The organism is Campylobacter sp. Cr9, assembly GCF_020138295.1.
Lineage (GTDB): Bacteria > Campylobacterota > Campylobacteria > Campylobacterales > Campylobacteraceae > Campylobacter_E.
The window spans coordinates 47,120-66,144 of sequence record NZ_JACGBH010000011.1 but is presented as its reverse complement, the minus strand read 5'-3'; the positions used below and the strand labels follow the sequence as shown (position 1 = coordinate 66,144).

Here is a 19,025-nt window from a genome sequence, read left to right as displayed (position 1 = left end):
CTATGACCTTCTAAATATTTTTATATTTTCTCTTTTAAACTTATTTTTATTTATTCTATCTAATAGTTTTATATAATTATTATCAATTATATTATTTTCATAATTTTTTAAAAACTCATCTATTTGAGCGTAAGTATAACCTATATCGCTTTCATCATCTTGACCTTCAAAAAGATCGGCACTTGGTTTTTTGCTAATTATATTATTAGGAATATTTAAAAATCTTGCGAACTCAAACAACTCACTTTTATAAAAATCTCCTAAAATATTAAAAGCACAGGCTAAATCACCCCAAATAGTGCCATATCCTAGCATTAATTCACTTTTATTGCTAGTGCCTGCAACTAATAAATTATGTTTAGCTGAATAATCATACAATAAACTCATTCTAATTCTAGCTGCAAAATTACCTATTAAAACCTTATCTTTAGAATTACTAGCCTTAATAAACTCATCTAAAATGCCTTGAATATTTATAATTTCATATCTTAAAGCATAAGTCTTAGCTAAATTAATAGCATCTTCAAGATTGTTTTTATTTGAAATATTTGTTGGCATTATAAGACAATGCGGTTTTTTATCACATTCACTTAAAATTCTTAACACAATAGCACTATCAAGGCCACCGCTAAGACCTAAAACCGCTCCATTAAAATTAGCCGTTACTTCATTGGCAAAAGCTATCATTTTATTTTTAATATCTTGCATTATATATCCGTTTTTAAAGAGATTTTATATAAGAAGTATTAATCAATTCTATTATAACTAGGCTTTAAGAAGCCATCTTCAATTAATTGCGATATTGCAAGTGCAGCAACAGGCAAAGCGGTTTGAGCAGCATAATAACCTTCTTTATCTTTATCAGGACTCATAACCAAAACGCCTATTGTATATCTATTATTCTCATCATTTGCAAATCCAAAGAAGTTTGCGTTATATTCTCTTTCGTATTTTCCGCTTGAGCTAATTCTTGCTGTTCCTGTTTTGCCACCTACATTAATTCCTAAAGGCCAGTATTTTGCTAATGATTTTTGATTTGCAGTTTTAATTAAAATCCTATTCATTTGTTTAGCAATTTCTAATGGTAAAACTTCTCTTTCTTCTTTTTTATAAAGTTCTTTTAATTCTTCATCTTCTTTATAATACTTCGCAATCTTAGGGCTAATCCAAATTCCACGATTATTAAATACATTATAAGCTGCTAAAAGTTGTATAAAAGTAGTTCTAAAACCATATCCATAAGCCATAGTATTTTTTTCTACTTCATAAGTTTTTTTTGCATCTTTGATAAAACCTGCTTTTTCATAAGGCAAATCAATTCCTGTTAAACTTCCTAAATTAAATTCCAAATAACCATTAATTAATTCTTTTACACTTTCTTTATTAGATATTTGAACCATTCCGATATTTGATGAATGCACGATAATATCTTCAGCAATCATACTATCCATAGGATGAGTATCGGTAATATAGTATTTATCAAGTTTCATTCTTCCACCATAAGTTTTTACCCACTCAAATGGCGTTAAACGATTTAATTTTAATAAATTTGCAAAAGCAATAGGTTTAATAACCGAGCCAGGCTCATATTCAAATTCCACTGCATCAGTATTTAAAAAAGACAAATCACTTTTTCTATTATACGGATCATATCTTTTACTAGTTGCAAGTGCTATTACACTAGCATCTTTACTATCTAAAATACCTATAATTACTTGCTTTGCTCCAAAATTTTTTCTAGCAACACTTGCTATATTTTCTATACCCTTTTGAAGTTTTAAATTAATATTAAGATGAATATTGCTACCACTTACTTTTTCACTTATAAAGCTTTCAGAATTTATTATGATATTTCCACCTATATCTTTATTTCCTATAATTTTATAATCACTCTTTGGACTTAAATATTGTTCATAATATTTTTCTAAGCCTTTTTTTGGAATATTCGCATAAATTCCATCTTCTAAACTTAATTGCGAATATCCTAAAACAGGAGTTAAAATATCGCCTTTTGAAAACACTCTTTCTTCTTTGTGCTCAATAATCTCAAGTCTTCTTGTGCTTACTTTGCCATTTGCATTTTTAAATGATTTAAAAAATCCTGATACATATAATTTTTTAGATAATTCTTGAAGGTAACTTGCAGCTTTTGAATCTATATCTTTTGATAAAACGAAATTATATACCTTTTTTTGCTTTAAGGCTTTAAGCAATCTTGCTTTTATATCTTTAATCTCTTTATCATCAATAAAAGCATATATTTGAAACAATTTTAAAAAATAATCTAATTTATCTAAATTTATACTTCTTATATCTATTTCAGCTCTATAAATACGCCTACTTGTAACTAACGTATATCCGTCAGCACTTACTATATCTCCGTTTAAAGCACCAACTCTTTCACCGCGTTCAATGTTTCCGACATTTCTTTCATCGGTTTTTGTCCTAGTAAAAGTAAAAATAACAAGTAACGCAACCAATAATAATAAAATTAAAATTACAAATGTTCTTTTACTAGGCTCATAACTTGTTTGCATTATTTATATTTGAGTTCTACTTATCTCTTTATATGCGTTTATTGCTTTGTTTCTTACTTCTAACATAAATTTCATACTTGTTTCTGCTTTATTAATAGCAATTGCTGCTTGGTGTAAATCTTTTACATTGCCAGTAGCAACATCTGCCATAGCTTTATCTGCTACGATTTGTTCTTGATTTAATTCTTCTAGCTCTTGTTTTAAAACATCTTCAAATGAAAAACCATTATTTTTAATAGAATTTGATTTAGGATTTTCAAAACCTTGAACTAAGCCTTGATTGATTTTAATATTATTCATATTTCATTCCTATCTTAATAAATCAATAGCGCTTTGAGCTATTGTTTTTGCACTTGTAAATGCTGCTACGTTTGCTTGGTAAGCTCTTGTTGCTTCTATTAAGTTACTCATCTCAACCACTGGATTTATATTCGGATATGCTACATAACCTTTAGCGTTTGCATCTGGATGATTTGGCTCGTATTTTAAAATAAAATCTTTATCATCTCTTACTACTTTATCTACAACTACACCCATTACTGCAGGTTTTGCTTCAGGAAAATTAACAGGGTCATTTAAAGGATTTTCATATTCAAAAAAACTATTTTTAGAATTTATCTCATCATTTAAAACATCATCAAAATTGATTGCTTTAAATACTACATCTTGCCTTCTGTAAGGACCGCCTTCATTGGTTCTTGTAGTATTTGCATTAGCTATATTTGAGCTAATTAAGTTCATTCTAAATCTTTGAGCACTTAATCCATAACCACTAATATCAAAATCACTTAAAAATGCCATAACCTATCCTTAACTTAATTTAGAACTACTTTCTATTATAGTTCTTACAACTTCGCTTTGTTTTTTTAGAACCGAATCAAGTGCGCTAATCATAATAGCGTTTTTGCTTAACTCACTTGTTTCAACATCTAAATCAACCGAGTTTGCATCATTTCTTTGCAAATGACCATCTCTAGCAAAAATAGTTCCACTTTTATCATTTGAAAATTCTAAAGGCTGTAAATGTCTTTCATTTGTAATTGCTAATTTATTACTCATACCTATTCCAAAATGCATAGGATTTGTTGCTGCTGTTGCAGGTGCTTGTGTAGTTTTGTAAAGCATATTTGCATTTTCATTTAAAATTGTTTCAAAATCTACATCTCTTGCTTTATAAAAAGGAGTATCAATATTTGCTATATTTGAACTAATTAATTTATTTCTTAAATCCCTACCAGCTAATGCACTCACAATTAATGGTTTAGATTTATAAAATTCCATTTTAACTCCTTAGTAAGTATTATTCAAGCACTAGAGCAAATAATATTCCAAAAGTATTAATAATCATATACTTGTAATATTTACCTAATTTTCACTAAACTAAACGTTTATTTTCAAACTTTATGAAAGGATAATTATGGCTAGTAGAAGAAGCTTTATGGGCTTTACCCTAGGCGCTGCTGCGGCTGTTGGTGGTGTTTTTACACTAGTGGGTATGAAAAAAACTTGGGATCCACTTCCTAGTGTAAAAGCAGCAGGTTTTACAACCGTTGATTTATCGCCTTTAGCTGACGGAGAATTAAGAACAGTTGAATGGAGAAAAAAACCAATTTTCATTCTAAAAAAATCAAAAGATATGGAAGAAAGCAATACTGATGTGGTTGCAGGAGATTCTAGATATACCGTTGTTATAGGACTTTGCACTCACCTTGGCTGTATTCCCGCTTACCATGAAAAAGATAAAAACTTTGTTTGTGCTTGTCATGGTGGCGTATTTGATATAAATGGTAAAAATATGGCTGGACCACCTCCAACTCCACTTGAAATTCCACCTTTTGCAATAGATGGAACAAAATTAGTTTTAGGTGAAATCGGTAAAGAGTATGAAGAAATTATGAAAAATGTAGGAAAGGCTTAATCATGGCACATTTTGAAAAATCAAATGGAATTGTTGATTGGCTAGATCAAAGACTTGCGATTAAAAAATTTATGCAAGTTATGATGACACAATACTGGATTCCAAAAAAAATTAATTTTCTTTGGGCAATGGGAGTAATCTTACTTACTATGTTTGCCATTTTATTCGTAACAGGTTTATTACTTGTAATGTATTATAAGCCTGATGTTGCACTAGCTTTTGATAGTGTTAATAAAACAATTATGCAAGAAGTTGAATATGGTTGGCTTTGGCGCCATATGCACGGGGTTGCTGCTTCTGTTGTATTTTTAATTATGTATATTCACTTATTTACAGGAATTTATTATGGCTCTTATAAAAAAGGTCGTGAAATAATCTGGATAAGTGGTATGGTATTATTCGTATTATTTTCTGCTGAAGCGTTTAGTGGCTATATGTTACCTTGGGGACAAATGAGCTACTGGGCAGCAATGGTTATTACTAATCTTTTCGGTGGTATTCCATTTATTGGTGCTGAATTAGTTGAATGGATTAGAGGAGATTATGCAGTAGGAGATGCTACATTAAATAGATTTTTCATGTTACATGTTTGCTTACTTCCTATCGTTGTAATTGCTTTCATTGCAATTCACTTCTATGCTTTAAGATTTCCACATGTAAATAATGAAATTGCAGAAGAAATTGATTTTGATTTAGAAGCTGAAAAATATTTAGCAGGTAAGAAAAAAGAAGCAAAAGTTATATCATTTTGGCCTGACTTTTTATGCAAAGATATTTTCTATGTTTGCTTATTTATGATTTTTTATTTTTACTTAGTTTGCTATCACTATGATTTTGCTATGGATCCAATTAACTTTGAACCAGCAAACGCATTAAAAACTCCTCCACATATTTATCCTGAGTGGTATTTCTTATGGAGCTATGAGATTTTAAGAGGATTTTCTTATGAAATAGGACTTGCTTGCTTTGGTATTGCACAAGTTATTTTCTTTGTATTACCATTCCTAGACCGCTCAAATATAGTTGCACCTGCACATAAGCGTGGAGCATTCTTTGTATGGTTTTGGTTATTAGTAATTGATATGATAGTTCTTACAATTTATGGTAAATTACCTCCTGTTGGAATTAACAATACAATAGCAACTGTTGCTTCTGTTACATTCTTAGCACTATTAATAGTGGTTTTACCGGTAATTACTCTTATGGAAAGAAAGGCTAAGTAATGAAAGAGTTAAAAATATTTGCAATATTAGTTATTTTTACAGGTATTGTTTATTGGGGTGTTGAGCCTTATGCACATTCACAAATGCACGAGCATACAAGCAATGTAAATTTTGACCTAAAAGCAGGAGATATTGCTCAAGCTCAAGTAGAACTTGAAAAAGCAAATGCAAGTGGCAAAAAAGAAGATATAGAATCAGCTACTAAACAATTAGAAGATACAAAAAAACTTTGGGCTAATGTAGATAAAATTGCAAGCTTAAAAGGTGATGTTGAAACTGGTAAAGCTGATTTTGAAGCAAATTGTGCAAGCTGTCATAGAGCAAGCTTTGCAGGATTTAATGATGCAGATGATGGTATTGGAGCTCAAGGAATAATCATTCCTGATTTAAGCACGGCAGGTGCTATTTATGATAATAAGTTCTTAATGGCTATTTCAATTAACCCTGCGTTAGCTATGAAAAACCATAAAAAATACAATGAAGAAAATCCACATCCTATGATGACTGCATTCTTAGAAGATGATGGAAGTATTAATGATGAAAACGCACAAGCAGTAGCAAATCTAGTAGCTTATTTAAACAGCATAGGAAAAGCTGCTTTAGATGATAAAAAAGCAAAAATTGCAAGTGAAATTAATGCAAGCAAATTAAGCGATAGTGAAAAAGCTGCTAAAATTGAATTTGAAAATAGAAAAATCGTATTTGATGATGCTTGTGGAAGATGCCATGATGTAAAATATGATGGCTTTATTGCTAAAGTAAATGGCGGAGATTTAAAAGATTATATGGGTTCAACTCCTCCTGATTTATCAATAATTATTCGTGCAAAAGGTGAAGATTACTTACATAAGTTCATAAACGATACACAAAAACAACTTCTAGGAACTGCAATGCCTAGAGTTGGTGTAAATGAACAAGCTCAAAATGATATAGTAACTTACCTTACAAATGTAGGCGATAGCAAAAAAGCTGAAAGAGAAGATTTAGGCTTAAAAATAATGGCTTATTTTGCACTATTAGCTGTTTTAGCATACGCTTGGAAAAACGCAATTTGGAAAGAACTACACTAAAAATTAAGCTAGGATAAAACCTAGCTTAATCTTATAAATACTAAAAGCAATTAATTTATAATTCCTATTTCAAATTCTTTAATTTTAAATGCAAAAAAAATACTAAGAATTTGAAATAGGAATTTGACACTTAATTTTACATTTATTAGCTTATTTAACTCCTTAAGTTTTATTGATAATTTACTTCACTAATTATAAAAAATATTAAGAATTTGAAATAGGAATTTAAATACACAAAAGTCTAATTTCCTTTGTTTAAAATAAAAACTTATTCATTATTGATAAAAAGCTTGATTAAAACTTTTTTATATATTTTAAGTTAATGATGAGTTTTTGACTATTTAGAAAATAAATCGGCGTTATTATTTAATCACCTTTATAGATAAATCATTTTTCATTTAATAGTTTTTTGAAGATCTTTTAATCTACTTCTAAATATAGTTTAAGTTATTTTTATTATCAATCCTTGCTTGTTTTACTTTATTAAGCAGGCTTAATTATTAATTAAGAATGCTTTATAAAAACAACTTAGTGCTAAATTACTAATTATAAAAAGCTAAGAATTTGAAATAGGAATTTAAATCTACAAAAGTCTAATTCCTAATTCAAATTCCTTTCAATTTTTAACATAAATTAATTTTGATTATTTATTAGATATTTATACACTACATCTTGTCTTTTTGAGATTTGATTTATAAAATACCTAATCCTTTCATCATTACTTAAAATCTTATCTTCTACTTCATCGTAAAAATAATATGGCAAATCATTACTAATATTATCCATCATTTTAAATCTAGTGATTAATATCATGATATCTGATTGCTCTTTTAACTGCACTTTATTATGCTTTGAATATATATAATCATTAAGCGATATACACAAATTATTCATTTCTAGAACCGATTCAAGCAATCTAATATGCTCTACTTTATTATGTTTTGTTCTGCTTTCATACAATATATTTTTTAGGCTTTTAATGTTTAATAAAATTTGATTTTCGCAAGTTAAATAATCTTCTTTTTTGATAATTGAAGTTAAGAAATTCATTAGATTTAATATCGCAATTTTTAAAGTCGGCTTAATATCATCTTCACTTTTACTAGGCCAAAGTAAAGAGAAAAAATACACAATAACAAAAGCTATTAAAAAATCAAGCAATCTATAAGCAAGCAATCTTTCATAATCTAATCCCAAACTAGCAAACAAAATAGCAAGATTTAGCATTATAAAAATAGTCGCTATAAAATAAGGAAAATGCTTAAAATAAATACAAGCAAAATAAGATAAAAATAAAATTAAAAAAAGCAATTTTGAATGTATAAAAAATATTATCAATAATCCTAAAGCAAAGCCTATTAAGGCTGCATATATTGTTTCTTTATTATTTATCGTGGTTGAATTGATTGTTTCTTTAAATAGAGTAAAAACTCCCATCGCAATCCAAATCCCATGATCAATTTTAAAAAATATTGCCAAAAACAAAGAAAAAGAAGTAGCTAAAGCAACTTTTATTGAGAATTTAAAATATTTATTATCTAAATTAAACTTTTCTTTTATTGTATCAAAGGTGATTTTTTTATCTTTTGGCTTTAATACTAATTGCTTTGCACCGCCTTGCTTAAATAACTCTAATTTATAATACAAAACTTCAACCAAAGTGCATAATATAGGCAAGGTATTTAATTGCTTTAATCTATCTAAATAAAAAGATTTAAGATTTACCTTTTCATCTTTAAAAATCTTTTTTAATTCTTCTAAATTATAAATTATTTCATTTTGAATATTTTTTATATGTGTATTTGTAGAATTTTGTTTAAAAAATGTTCTAAGAGAAACTAATGCAAGCCCTATTTCTTCACATTTTAACAAATAAAACATAGCCATTTCTTGATGTCTTATAAGGCTTGAATCTTTAATATTTACCGATTTACTCTCAAATAATCTTTTAAACTCATTAATCCTAGTTACAAATAAATTTTGCCAAACTTCATATTTATCATTAGTGATATTTTCGCTTATATAAATCAAATCATTTAATAACATTATAAAGCTTCTTCTAGTAAATCCACCATAAGTATAAAATGCAAAAGTTCTAAAAATAGTAGCCACACAAGAGCCAACCAAAGTAGCATAAAAGACTTCTTTACTATCAAAATTATTTAAACTTGCAGTAATTAACATAGCCATTAATAATAAGGTTACATAAATACCTATTTTTAAGGCATCTTGCGATATTGCTCCAGAAAAAATAACTAAAAATATCCATATAAATGCAGGAATTGCTATAAAAAATCCAAGCTTTATTAAAAACGGCACTATTAAAGCAAATAAACAACCAAAAAAAGTAAAAGCAGCTAAATATAAAATCTTTTTAATTCCAACTGAATTAAAATTATTCATATAAAATATAAAAACGCAAGATAAAACGCTAAAAATAATATAACGAGTATCTATAATAAAATGACTTAGTAAAAGACAAATTCCTAAGCCAACACAAGCCTTTAGGGCATAAAGTAATGAAAAATTACTAGGGTCATACTTATGAAAATACGCTTTTAATTTTAAAAATTGTTGATTTAAATAATACCTACTTAGTTCCATGTTGCACTTCAAAATAATTAGTGATTTTATTTTTAAATTGTAATGCTTCTATTTTTCTTTTTAATTCTTTGTTTTCTTCGCTTAAAACTTCTCTTTTATCTTTTAATTGAGCATAAATCTTGCTTGATTCATATAATTGTAATCTGACCCAAACTAAACTAAGAGAAATTATCATAGCTATAAAAAACACTAAAACTATTCTTTTATTAAAACTCAAAATTGAATAATCTTGATGTTTGTTTAATAATAATTCTTCTTTTTCTTCAGTGCTTGTTCTAATATTTTTCATTTTGATAAATAAAATGCTCTTAATTTAGCACAACTTGACCTAGAATTTAATTTAATTTCTTCTTTGCTAGGTTCTATTGGCTTTTTTGTAATTATTTTACCTAAAGAATGATTATTTCCGCATTCACACCTTATTGCAAATTCATCGCATATGCAATTGCTAGCCCACTTTTTAAAAGTATCTTTTACAATTTTATCTTCTAATGAATGAAAAGTTATGATACAAACCAAACAATCTTTAAGATTTTTAACCTGCTCTAAAAAATTTTTAAGAACTCCAAGCTCATTATTTACTTCAATCCTTATTGCTTGAAATACTAAGGTTTTTAAACTTACATTTCTATTGTTTAATTTGGCATTTCCTATGATTTGACTTAGATTTTTACATGAGTTTATAGGTCTATTTTTGATTATATTTAAAGCTATATCGTTTGAAAGTTTTTCTGGTAATTCTGCATACTCTTGAAAAATCTTGCTTAATTTATCTTTAGAATAAGTATTAAGCACTTCTTTAGCATCTAAAGAATTGTCCTTATTCATTCTCATATCTAACTCACTAGATTCAAAAGAAAATCCCCTATCATCTTTATCAAGCTGCAAACTAGAAACCCCAATATCTGCTAAAACCCCTCTAATATTGCTAGTATCTTGAATAAAATTAAAAACATTCTCATAATTAGTTTTAAAAATCTGAATATCTTTATTAAATTTTTTAAGTTTTTCTTTAGAATAATTTATAGCTTCATCATCTTGATCGCAAGCAAAAAGATTTAATTTATTATTATTTTCAAGAATAGCACTAGCATGACCAGCATATCCTAAAGTAGCATCAAGATAATAACCATTATCTAAATCTTTAAATAATTTAATTACTTCTTCTTTTAAAACGGGAATATGAATTTGCAAATGATAACCTTAAAATTTATTATTACATATATAATAAATAAAAGTTTTTAACAAGGAATAATAATGTTTATTGAAATTACAAAATATGCAAAAATTATGTATGAAAAAGATTTTTTATATGGGCTAAACGGCTCAATTTCTACAAGATTTGAAGATAATAGTTTTATAATAAATAAAAATTTAATATATTCTGAAGAAAATAATTTTTTTACCAAACTTTTATTAAACGAAAATTATAAATATAAAGACGCTTGTAAAATGGCTAAATTACATTCGCTAATTTATAATAATTTCGCTCAAGCTAAAGTTATTGCCATTGTATGCTCTAAAGAAATATTAAGCATTTGCAAAAAATCAAAATTAACTTATAAAAATAAAGATTTCTTCGTTGAAAGTAATGATATATTAAATAACAATAAAGCCTTGCTTGAAAAACTGAATAAAAATAATTTAAATTTTTTATTAATTCGTAATTTGGGTTTAATCATTTTTGAAAGAGATTTTAACACCTTATTTGCAAGAATTTTTGACATTGATTTAGAAGCTAAAATTTCTTGTATAAATTAAACTTTTGTTAATGCTTATAAGATAGGATTTTTCATTTAAAACACTTGAAAATAGGATAAATAATGATTACTTGGATGCAGCGTCATAAAAAATATTTAGTTGTAACAATTTGGATTAGCGTTATCGCTTTCGTAGGTGCGGGAACTGTTGGTTGGGGTAGTGTTGATTTAAATAGTTCAAGAAATAAATATGTAGCAGTAGTAGGTAATTTAGGTATAACACATAAAGAATTTAACGATAAATATAATGAGCTTTATATCATTCAAAGTCAGCTATCAAACGAAGAATTAACAAACGAACAAGCTTTAGCTTTAGGACTTGACAAACAAGCTTTAATTGATTTAATGAGAGAAAAATTATTGTTAAATTATGCTCAAGACTTAGGGTTTTATGCTAGTGATGATGAGGTTTTAAAAACAATTGCAAGCGATAAAATGTTTCACAAAAGTGAAACAGACACAAGCTTTGATAAAGAAAAATATCTTTCATATTTAAAAGCTTTAAGATTAAGTGAAAGTGAATTTGCAAAACAAATAAAAGAAAAATTAGAAATTTCTAAAATGTTAAAATTACTTAATATACCAGCAAATCAAAAAGAGGTTGAAATACTAAACTCAAGTATAAATATGCAAGATGAAATTAATTTAAAAATTATTGATTTATCTGCAAAAGCTAATAAAATAGAAATTAATCTTGATGAGTTAAGAAAATATTGGGAAGAACACAAAAGCGATTATAAAAGCGAATTAAATTATGAATACTCAATTTATTCAATAGAGCCAAAACTTGACAATATACAAGAAGATGAATTAAAAGCATATTGGGAAAATAATAAATTTAATTACAAAGATGAAGATAATAAGATTAAAGAATTTAAAGATGCTTTAGAAAATGTAAAAATTGATTTTGCTTTAAGCTTATTAGAAAAAGATGCAAAATTAGACTATGTAAAGCTTAAAAAAGGTGAAATTAACTTCCAAACAACAAGCGTTGAAAGTCCTTATTCACAAATAGCTTTACTAAACAAAGAATTAAAAGAAAATGAGCTTAGTAAGCCATTTATTATGGATAAAAAATACTATATCGTGAAATTAAACAAGATAAACGAACCAAAAGAGCTAGATTTTGAAGCAGCGAAAACTATGGCTGAAGAAGATTACAAAGACTATAAATTTAAAGAAATGTTAGAAAAAGTAGCACAAGAAGAAATTAAAAAAGATAAAATTAATGGTAAAAATATAGGCTTTATCTCTAAAGTTTCTAAAAATAATACCGATTTAACAGATATAGAATTTTTTACATTTGTTAGTGAGTTATTCTTAAAAGAAGATAAAAAATCTTATGTGATATTAAGCGATAAAGTAGTTTTATATGAGATTTTATCTCAAAAGCTTACAAATAATGTAGATAAAAAAGAAGAAGTTGCGTTTGCTAGTGAATTAAAAAATATTAATTTTAATTTAATGTTTGATGATTTATTAAAAGAACTACAAAAGCGTTATCAAATTAAAAATTATTATAAAGGTAGTGAATTTTGAATATTTTAGCCATTGATTTAGGTTCTAGCTTAATAAAAGTTGCTATTGTTAGTTTTGATGGAGAAGGTATTAAGGTAGTAAGTGTTGCAAACACTCAAACCTATGGAATAAAATCAGGTAAAATTACTAGCATAAATGACGCTAGTAATGCCATTAAAAAAGCTGTAAGTAAAGTAAAAGAAAATTTAAGCATTAATATTGATAAAATAGCTGTATCAGTAAGTGGTGCTTATACAAATTCAGTTACAGGATATGCAGATATTAGACTTGATGCGAATGGTTCTGCTATTACTTTAAAGGATATTGAAAAAGCAATTAATGCAGCAAAAACATCAGCTGATATAAATATAGATCAAACTCCAATTCACATATTACCTTATAGATTTAGAGCAAATAATACTGATAATATTGAAGACCCATTAGGTATGATGGCTTCTAGTTTTAGATTAGAAGCAAATATAATTACAATCAATAAAAATGATTACGAAAACATAAAACAAATTTTATCAAATGCTGATATTAAAAATTATGTTTTAGTATCTTCAATATACGCAAATGCAATTTACTGCCTAAATAATGATGAAAAAGAAAATGGCGTTGCAATAATTGATTGTGGTTCGCAAGTATGTGATATAGCGATTTATGCTTATAACTCAATTATATGGATGTATTATTTTCCGTTTGGTTCTTGGCATATTACAAGCGATATAGCTAAATACTTAACTGCTAGCAATGAAGTAGCAGATAAAATTAAACTACAATTTTCATTATTTAAAGATGAAGAAAATACAACTCATGTAGAATATTACAAAACTGGCTCTCAAGCACTTGATAGAGTTTCGGTTGAATCTATTTCAAAATGTGTAAATATGAGATTAACTGAAATGCTTGAATGTATTTATGCAAGTATTGATGATAGTCCTTATGAGAAGTTTTTCTCAAGAGTAGTTTTAACAGGTGGTTGCTTTAAAATTGACAATATGTCAGAAAGAGCAAGTCCTAAATTTAATAACAAAGCAGTTAGAACATTAATAGAAAAAAATAAAGTATTTTATGGAGATAATGAAATTTTCACTATGCCTGAATATACTTGTCTTCTTGGTTTATGCATGTATGCAAGTGGATTTCATACCAAATATGAGCTTAACTCGGCTGGTGTTTTACTAACAAGACAAAAAAATAATAATTTTGAAAAAGTAATGGATTTTTCAACAAAAATTGACATAGAAACAAAAAATGAAGAAGTTTATTACAACAATATAGACACAAAGGAACAAAAATTGCTTGAACCTGAAACAAGTGAAAAAGATGAAGTTTTAGAATCACTAAAAATTGTTCCTAGTGATGAAAAAACTGAAGGATTTTTTGCTAGAATTTGGAAGAAAGTTTGTATTTTTATAGAAAGGATATTTTAAAAATGGATTTTGATTTTTCAAGTGATAATATAGATTTTAAGGTTATGGAGAACGAAATGGATTGTGGTGTAAAGATAAAGGTTATAGGGGTTGGTGGAGCTGGTGGCAATATGATTAACCATATTGTAGAAACTTGTGCTAGTTCGTTAAAAGTTGATATTTCTAATGTAGATATTATGATTGCAAACACTGATATCCAAGATATAAATAGATCAAAAGCTAGTATAAAAATACAACTAGGACCTAAGAAAACAAATGGTCGTGGAGCAGGTGCAAACCCTGAAATCGGAAGAATTTCAGCTGAAGAAGTAGAAGATGAAATAAAAAGACAATTAGAAGGAACTGAATTATTATTTATAGCTGAAGGTTTAGGTGGTGGAACAGGAACAGGTGCTGGTCCAGTAATTGCTAAAATCGCTAAATCTTTAGGTATATTAGTAGTTTCTGTTGCAACATTTCCATTTAGTTATGAAAAAGCTAGAATTAAAGCAGCTGAAAAAGGTTTAGAAGAATTAAAGAAAGAAAGCGATTGTGTTATTTTAATACAAAATGATAAGCTTAAATTAGTAGTTCCTAAAAACCTAAATACAAGAGAAGCAAACAAATATGCTAATGATGTTTTAGTAAATGCTGTAACAGGTATTATCAAAATGTTATTAGTAGAAGGTGATACAAATATAGACTTTGCTGACGTAACTTCAGTAATGAGCCATAGAGGAACTGCTCTAATGGGTATGGGTAGAGCTGAAGGCGAAAACTCAATAAGAGAAGCTTATGAAAATGCTATTAATTCACCATTATTAGACAATTATATTGCAGATTTAAAAGATGCAAAAGCTATGATTGTATTCTTTAGCTATGGCGAAAATGTTCCTTTCTTCCAATTAGTTGAAACTATGGAAGATATATCTAATTCAAGCAGTGAAGATGTGAATGTATTCTGCGGGCATGTATTAGATGAGGATTTACCTGCTGATGCAGTAGAAGTTACTATCATTGCAACAGGTTTTGACGAATCAAGAGCACAAAAAGCTCAAATAGAATTGGAAAACAAAAAACGCGAAGAAGAAATAACTTATAAATTAGCTCAACCAGAATTACAAAAAGTAAGTGGTGGAACTATAAAAGTTGATTATAAAACAAGAGATTTTAACGAACCTGCATTCGTTAGAAACGGACAAGATTAATTTTACAAGCCTTTTTGGCTTGTAAATATCAATGCTTCATAATTATAAATTCAATATTTACTATTAAAACAAAATATATTAAATCAAATTCCTATTTTAAATTCTTTTCATTTTAACATATATTTAGCTTAATTTGTTTTAGATATTCAAAATAAAAATTAGATTTTAATCTCGTTAAAGATGTTTAAATTCCTATTTCAAATTCTTTAGAATTTAAAAAGAATTTGAAATAGGAATTAGACTTTTTATTTTGCTAGACTTTTAAATTTTTATTTTAAATTATTCTTATTTTTAATAATAAATTAGTTTTACATATCATAAATCTTTAAACTAGAAATTAAAAAATATCCTAAAAAATTAATTATTTTTTCAATTAAGTATAAAGTTAAACGAGATTTTTACGATATGGAATATATTTTGCTAAAGATTATAAAAATATTTTAAAGGTTATTTTATGAGTATATTTTCAACATTAAACACCGGTGTAAGTGGTCTAGGCGCTGCGCAGGTTCAAATATCTACAACAGGACACAATATTACAAATGCAAATAATCCATACTATACAAGACAAAGAGTAGTTCAATCAGCTGCTGATGCTCTGCATGTTAGAGCAGGAGATATTGGTCTTGGAACAAAAGTAGATAAAATAGTAAGAATTCATGATGAGTATGTTTTCACAAAACTAAGAGATAACACAAATAATGTAGAAAATACAAAATATTTTAAAACCAAACTTGAAGAAGTAGCACAAAGATTTCCTGACTTAAAAGATGTTGGTATATTAAATGACTTGCAACAATACCAAAAAGCTTGGAATGATTATGCAAGCCATCCAGCAGATAGTGCAATGAAAATTAACTTAATTCAAGTTTCAAAAACCTTAGCTAAAGATATAAGTGCAACTAGAAATGACCTTTTTAAAATGCAAAATTCTGTTAATGATGATATAGTTTTAACTATCGAAGAAATAAATAGAATAGGAAAAGATATAGCAACAATCAATGGTCAAATAGCAGCAAGTGAATCAGCTGGTGATTCTATGGCTAACGATTTAAGAGATAAAAGAGACGAATTAGAATTAAGACTTTCAAAACTTGTTAAATCTCAAGTTTTTAAAGATAATTTAGAGCAAAACTCATCATTTGATACAAATATTAAAGATGGTAGCATTGATTATCATTTAAATATTGAAGGTTTTTCAATAGTTGATGGCACTACATTTCATCCACTAAAGATTGATAGTGTTGCAGCAGGAAGTCCATTTCAAAGAATATATTATGAACTTCAAGACGGAACTACTGCTGATTTAACAACCAAATTAAGTGGTGGTCAATTAGGTGCTCAACTTGATTTAAGAGGTCGTGAGTTTAATACTCAAACAAATAGATTTGATGATGGAATTTTGCAAGATTATATAAATAATATGGATTCATTTGCAAAAACTCTAATAACAGAAACAAATAATATCTATTCAAGAGCAGCACAAAAACAAATAATTTCAAATGAAGTTTCACACCTAAAGGGTGATGATGTTATTATGAATGCTGATAATAGATTAAAAACAGGAACTTTTGATTTAATAGTATATGATGATAACGGAAAAGAAGTAGCTAGAAAAACAATCACACTTGATACAAGCACTTCAATGACAGGCGGAGCTAGAAGCTCAAGTTTGCTTGAAAAAATTAATTCAAACACAGATGATAATAATGACAATAACACCTTAAACGATTTTGATGATTATTTTACAGCTGATTATTCTTATGATGAGACTAAAGATAGTGGAATTTTTAGTCTTATTCCTAAGCTTGATGGCTATAAAGTAGGGGTTGAAGATCATGGGACAAATTTTCCTGGTATTTTTGGCTTAGGTAAGTTTTTTGAAGGAACTGATGCTAGTAATATTGATGTAGATACTAGCTTAAGACATGATCCGACACTACTTAGAGCAAGTAGCTCTGGAGCTGATGGAAACAACGACGTAGCTAATGCAATCACTCAATTACAATATGATAAAATTAAATTTTATGATACAAAAGGAGAAAGCACAGAAGCAACTTTTGAAGGTTTTTATAGATATATAACAACAGATATTGCATCAAGAGCACAAAATAACAATACATTGCATAAAACAAATGAAGCAATTTTAAGCAATGTTACAGCAGAATTTCAATCAGTAAGCGGCGTTGATATGAACGAAGAATTAAGTAACCTTATGAAATATCAAGCAAGCTTTGGTGCTAGTGCTAAGATTATTACAACAGTTGATAAAATGCTTGATACTTTGCTAGGACTTAAACAATAAAAGCTACAATGAGTAGTTTTTAAAATAAAGGATATAAATGCAAAAAATTATGTTAATCGGTAAGCCAAATGTTGGCAAAAGTTCACTTTTTAATCGCTTAGCAAAAGAACGCCTAGCAATCACTTCAGATGTAAGTGGCACGACAAGAGATACAAATAGAAAAATAATAGATATAAATGGCAAAAAGGCGATTTTAGTTGATAGCGGTGGGCTTGATGATAAAGATGAATTATTTCAAAATGTAAAGAAAAACACCTTAAAAGAAGCAAAAGACGCTGATATAATTGTTTATATGGTAGATTGTAAATTAGGTGCTAATGATGATGATAGGACTTATTTTTATGATTTATTAAAGTTAAAAAAACCAACAGCTTTAGTTATAAACAAAGTTGATAGCAAGCGTGATGAAGAAAGAAGCCATGAATTTACTCGCTTTGGTTTTAAAGATGTATTTAATATAAGCGTATCACATGCAACTGGTATTGAAGAATTAAGCGAATTTTTAAGCTCGCATTTGCGTGAAAGTATAGTAGAAGATACTAGCGAGCTTAGCTTAGAAGATTTCTTAGATGAAAATATAGCAGGCGAGTATGATGAAGAAGGCATTAATGAAGTAAGTGAAATTGATGAAAATCATATAAAAATCTCTATTTTAGGGCGTGTAAATGTAGGTAAAAGCTCGCTTTTAAATGCGCTTGTAAATGATGAAAGATGTGTTGTAAGTAGCGTTGCAGGAACTACGATTGATCCTGTAAATGAAAGCATAGAATATAATGGCAAAACGCTAGAATTCATTGATACTGCAGGAATTAGAAGAAGAAGTAAGATTTTAGGAATAGAAAAATACGCTCTAAATCGCACTGAAAAAATGCTTGAAAACTCACATATAGCACTGCTTGTACTTGATGCTGCTGAAGGCTTTAACGAACTTGATGAAAGAATTGCAGGACTTTTAGGCAAGAATTATTTAGGCGTAATAATAGTGCTAAATAAATGGGATTTATGTGGTAAAAGTGATAAAGAATTTGATGAAGTTTGTAAGCATTTAAGACTTGATAGGTTTAAATTCTTAGCTTATGCTCCGATTATTAGTGTTTCTGCACTTAGTAAAAAACGCATTAAAAACCTTTTAGATTTAATATTAAAAGTGCATTCAAACTATATTCAAAAAATCCAAACTTCTAAGCTAAATCAAATCATAGAAGAAGCTTGCTTGGCTCATCCATTACCACACGATAAAGGTAAGCTTGTTAAGATTTATTATGCTACGCAATATAGCGTTGCACCGCCAAAAATCGCACTTGTAATGAATAGACCAAAGGCACTTCACTTTTCTTATAAACGCTATTTACAAAATATATTAAGAAAGCATTATGATTTAAGCGGAGTTCCGCTAATCTTAGCAGCTCGCAAAAAAGGCGAGAAAGAAATAATAGAAGATTAAAAGAATTTGAATTCGGATTTTGA

Annotated in this window: 17 protein-coding genes; 9 read left to right on the top strand and 8 right to left on the bottom strand. The window is 27.8% G+C overall.

Annotated features, from left to right (window positions below; translation table 11 throughout):
• Genes nadE through flgB form a run of 5 tightly spaced genes read right to left on the bottom strand, consistent with a single transcriptional unit; the run spans position 1 to position 3,818 of the window.
• Positions 1 to 708, bottom strand: coding sequence for an NAD(+) synthase (nadE, locus tag AVANS14531_RS06655; protein ID WP_336611784.1), 708 nt, complete (start codon positions 706 to 708; stop codon positions 1 to 3).
• 38 nt (positions 709 to 746) lie between these two features.
• Positions 747 to 2,537, bottom strand: a complete 1,791-nt coding sequence (locus AVANS14531_RS06650; RefSeq protein ID WP_336611783.1) for a penicillin-binding protein 2 — start codon at positions 2,535 to 2,537, stop codon at positions 747 to 749.
• Positions 2,538 to 2,540: 3 nt separating this feature from the next.
• On the bottom strand, positions 2,541 to 2,837 hold the full coding sequence (fliE, locus tag AVANS14531_RS06645; protein WP_239818221.1) for a flagellar hook-basal body complex protein FliE: 297 nt from the start codon (positions 2,835 to 2,837) through the stop codon (positions 2,541 to 2,543).
• Positions 2,838 to 2,846: 9 nt separating this feature from the next.
• The gene (flgC, locus tag AVANS14531_RS06640) at positions 2,847 to 3,338 is read right to left on the bottom strand and encodes a flagellar basal body rod protein FlgC (protein ID WP_239818220.1); all 492 of its coding nucleotides are present in this window, start codon (positions 3,336 to 3,338) and stop codon (positions 2,847 to 2,849) included.
• Between the two features lie 9 nt (positions 3,339 to 3,347).
• Complete coding sequence (gene flgB / locus AVANS14531_RS06635) at positions 3,348 to 3,818, bottom strand: flagellar basal body rod protein FlgB (RefSeq protein WP_336611782.1); 471 nt, start codon at positions 3,816 to 3,818, stop codon at positions 3,348 to 3,350.
• A 136-nt stretch (positions 3,819 to 3,954) separates the two neighbouring features.
• On the opposite strand from flgB, the gene AVANS14531_RS06630 reads away from it, so the two are divergent.
• The 3 genes from AVANS14531_RS06630 to AVANS14531_RS06620 are packed head-to-tail and all read left to right on the top strand — an operon-like array spanning position 3,955 to position 6,748.
• On the top strand, positions 3,955 to 4,455 hold the full coding sequence (locus tag AVANS14531_RS06630; protein ID WP_336611781.1) for a Rieske 2Fe-2S domain-containing protein: 501 nt from the start codon (positions 3,955 to 3,957) through the stop codon (positions 4,453 to 4,455).
• A gap of 2 nt (positions 4,456 to 4,457) precedes the next feature.
• Positions 4,458 to 5,678, top strand: coding sequence for a cytochrome b (locus tag AVANS14531_RS06625; protein ID WP_336611780.1), 1,221 nt, complete (start codon positions 4,458 to 4,460; stop codon positions 5,676 to 5,678).
• On the top strand, positions 5,678 to 6,748 hold the full coding sequence (locus AVANS14531_RS06620) for a c-type cytochrome (RefSeq protein ID WP_336611779.1): 1,071 nt from the start codon (positions 5,678 to 5,680) through the stop codon (positions 6,746 to 6,748). The genes AVANS14531_RS06625 and AVANS14531_RS06620 overlap by 1 nt, the downstream gene beginning before the upstream one ends.
• 633 nt (positions 6,749 to 7,381) lie before the next feature.
• On the opposite strand, the gene AVANS14531_RS06615 is transcribed toward AVANS14531_RS06620, so the two are convergent.
• From AVANS14531_RS06615 to rsmH, 3 genes are read right to left on the bottom strand one after another with little or no spacing between them, the layout of a single operon-like run.
• Positions 7,382 to 9,352 carry an FUSC family protein gene (locus AVANS14531_RS06615; protein WP_239818215.1) on the bottom strand — a complete coding sequence of 657 codons (1,971 nt, stop codon included), beginning with the start codon at positions 9,350 to 9,352 and terminating at the stop codon, positions 7,382 to 7,384.
• Complete coding sequence (locus tag AVANS14531_RS06610; RefSeq protein WP_336611778.1) at positions 9,339 to 9,641, bottom strand: hypothetical protein; 303 nt, start codon at positions 9,639 to 9,641, stop codon at positions 9,339 to 9,341. The genes AVANS14531_RS06615 and AVANS14531_RS06610 overlap by 14 nt, the downstream gene beginning before the upstream one ends.
• Positions 9,638 to 10,546 carry a 16S rRNA (cytosine(1402)-N(4))-methyltransferase RsmH gene (gene rsmH, locus AVANS14531_RS06605; RefSeq protein ID WP_239818213.1) on the bottom strand — a complete coding sequence of 303 codons (909 nt, stop codon included), beginning with the start codon at positions 10,544 to 10,546 and terminating at the stop codon, positions 9,638 to 9,640. The genes AVANS14531_RS06610 and rsmH overlap by 4 nt, the downstream gene beginning before the upstream one ends.
• A 63-nt stretch (positions 10,547 to 10,609) precedes the next feature.
• Between rsmH and AVANS14531_RS06600 the strand changes: the two genes are divergently transcribed.
• From AVANS14531_RS06600 to der, 6 genes are all read left to right on the top strand, one after another.
• Positions 10,610 to 11,113, top strand: a complete 504-nt coding sequence (locus tag AVANS14531_RS06600; RefSeq protein WP_336611777.1) for a class II aldolase/adducin family protein — start codon at positions 10,610 to 10,612, stop codon at positions 11,111 to 11,113.
• 62 nt (positions 11,114 to 11,175) lie between these two features.
• Positions 11,176 to 12,651 carry a peptidylprolyl isomerase gene (locus tag AVANS14531_RS06595; RefSeq protein ID WP_336611776.1) on the top strand — a complete coding sequence of 492 codons (1,476 nt, stop codon included), beginning with the start codon at positions 11,176 to 11,178 and terminating at the stop codon, positions 12,649 to 12,651.
• Positions 12,648 to 14,066, top strand: a complete 1,419-nt coding sequence (ftsA, locus tag AVANS14531_RS06590) for a cell division protein FtsA (protein ID WP_239818210.1) — start codon at positions 12,648 to 12,650, stop codon at positions 14,064 to 14,066. Before AVANS14531_RS06595 ends, ftsA begins: the two co-directional genes overlap by 4 nt.
• A 2-nt stretch (positions 14,067 to 14,068) precedes the next feature.
• Complete coding sequence (gene ftsZ, locus AVANS14531_RS06585; RefSeq protein ID WP_336611775.1) at positions 14,069 to 15,253, top strand: cell division protein FtsZ; 1,185 nt, start codon at positions 14,069 to 14,071, stop codon at positions 15,251 to 15,253.
• Between the two features lie 454 nt (positions 15,254 to 15,707).
• Entirely contained in the window at positions 15,708 to 17,558 is a 1,851-nt protein-coding gene (gene flgK / locus AVANS14531_RS06580; RefSeq protein ID WP_239818208.1) for a flagellar hook-associated protein FlgK, read from the top strand.
• A 37-nt stretch (positions 17,559 to 17,595) separates the two neighbouring features.
• Entirely contained in the window at positions 17,596 to 19,002 is a 1,407-nt protein-coding gene (gene der, locus AVANS14531_RS06575) for a ribosome biogenesis GTPase Der (RefSeq protein WP_336611774.1), read from the top strand.
• Positions 19,003 to 19,025: the final 23 nt, after the last annotated feature.

Coding starts and splice junctions, on each gene's coding strand:
- AVANS14531_RS06610 (WP_336611778.1), bottom strand. CDS start 9,641: ATGAAAAATATTAGAACAAGCACTGAAGAAAAAGAAGAATTATTATTA.
- AVANS14531_RS06600 (WP_336611777.1), top strand. CDS start 10,610: ATGTTTATTGAAATTACAAAATATGCAAAAATTATGTATGAAAAAGAT.
- AVANS14531_RS06625 (WP_336611780.1), top strand. CDS start 4,458: ATGGCACATTTTGAAAAATCAAATGGAATTGTTGATTGGCTAGATCAA.
- der (WP_336611774.1), top strand. CDS start 17,596: ATGCAAAAAATTATGTTAATCGGTAAGCCAAATGTTGGCAAAAGTTCA.
- AVANS14531_RS06615 (WP_239818215.1), bottom strand. CDS start 9,352: ATGGAACTAAGTAGGTATTATTTAAATCAACAATTTTTAAAATTAAAA.
- nadE (WP_336611784.1), bottom strand. CDS start 708: ATGCAAGATATTAAAAATAAAATGATAGCTTTTGCCAATGAAGTAACG.
- flgB (WP_336611782.1), bottom strand. CDS start 3,818: ATGGAATTTTATAAATCTAAACCATTAATTGTGAGTGCATTAGCTGGT.
- AVANS14531_RS06630 (WP_336611781.1), top strand. CDS start 3,955: ATGGCTAGTAGAAGAAGCTTTATGGGCTTTACCCTAGGCGCTGCTGCG.
- AVANS14531_RS06620 (WP_336611779.1), top strand. CDS start 5,678: ATGAAAGAGTTAAAAATATTTGCAATATTAGTTATTTTTACAGGTATT.
- flgK (WP_239818208.1), top strand. CDS start 15,708: ATGAGTATATTTTCAACATTAAACACCGGTGTAAGTGGTCTAGGCGCT.
- flgC (WP_239818220.1), bottom strand. CDS start 3,338: ATGGCATTTTTAAGTGATTTTGATATTAGTGGTTATGGATTAAGTGCT.
- AVANS14531_RS06650 (WP_336611783.1), bottom strand. CDS start 2,537: ATGCAAACAAGTTATGAGCCTAGTAAAAGAACATTTGTAATTTTAATT.
- AVANS14531_RS06595 (WP_336611776.1), top strand. CDS start 11,176: ATGATTACTTGGATGCAGCGTCATAAAAAATATTTAGTTGTAACAATT.
- fliE (WP_239818221.1), bottom strand. CDS start 2,837: ATGAATAATATTAAAATCAATCAAGGCTTAGTTCAAGGTTTTGAAAAT.
- ftsZ (WP_336611775.1), top strand. CDS start 14,069: ATGGATTTTGATTTTTCAAGTGATAATATAGATTTTAAGGTTATGGAG.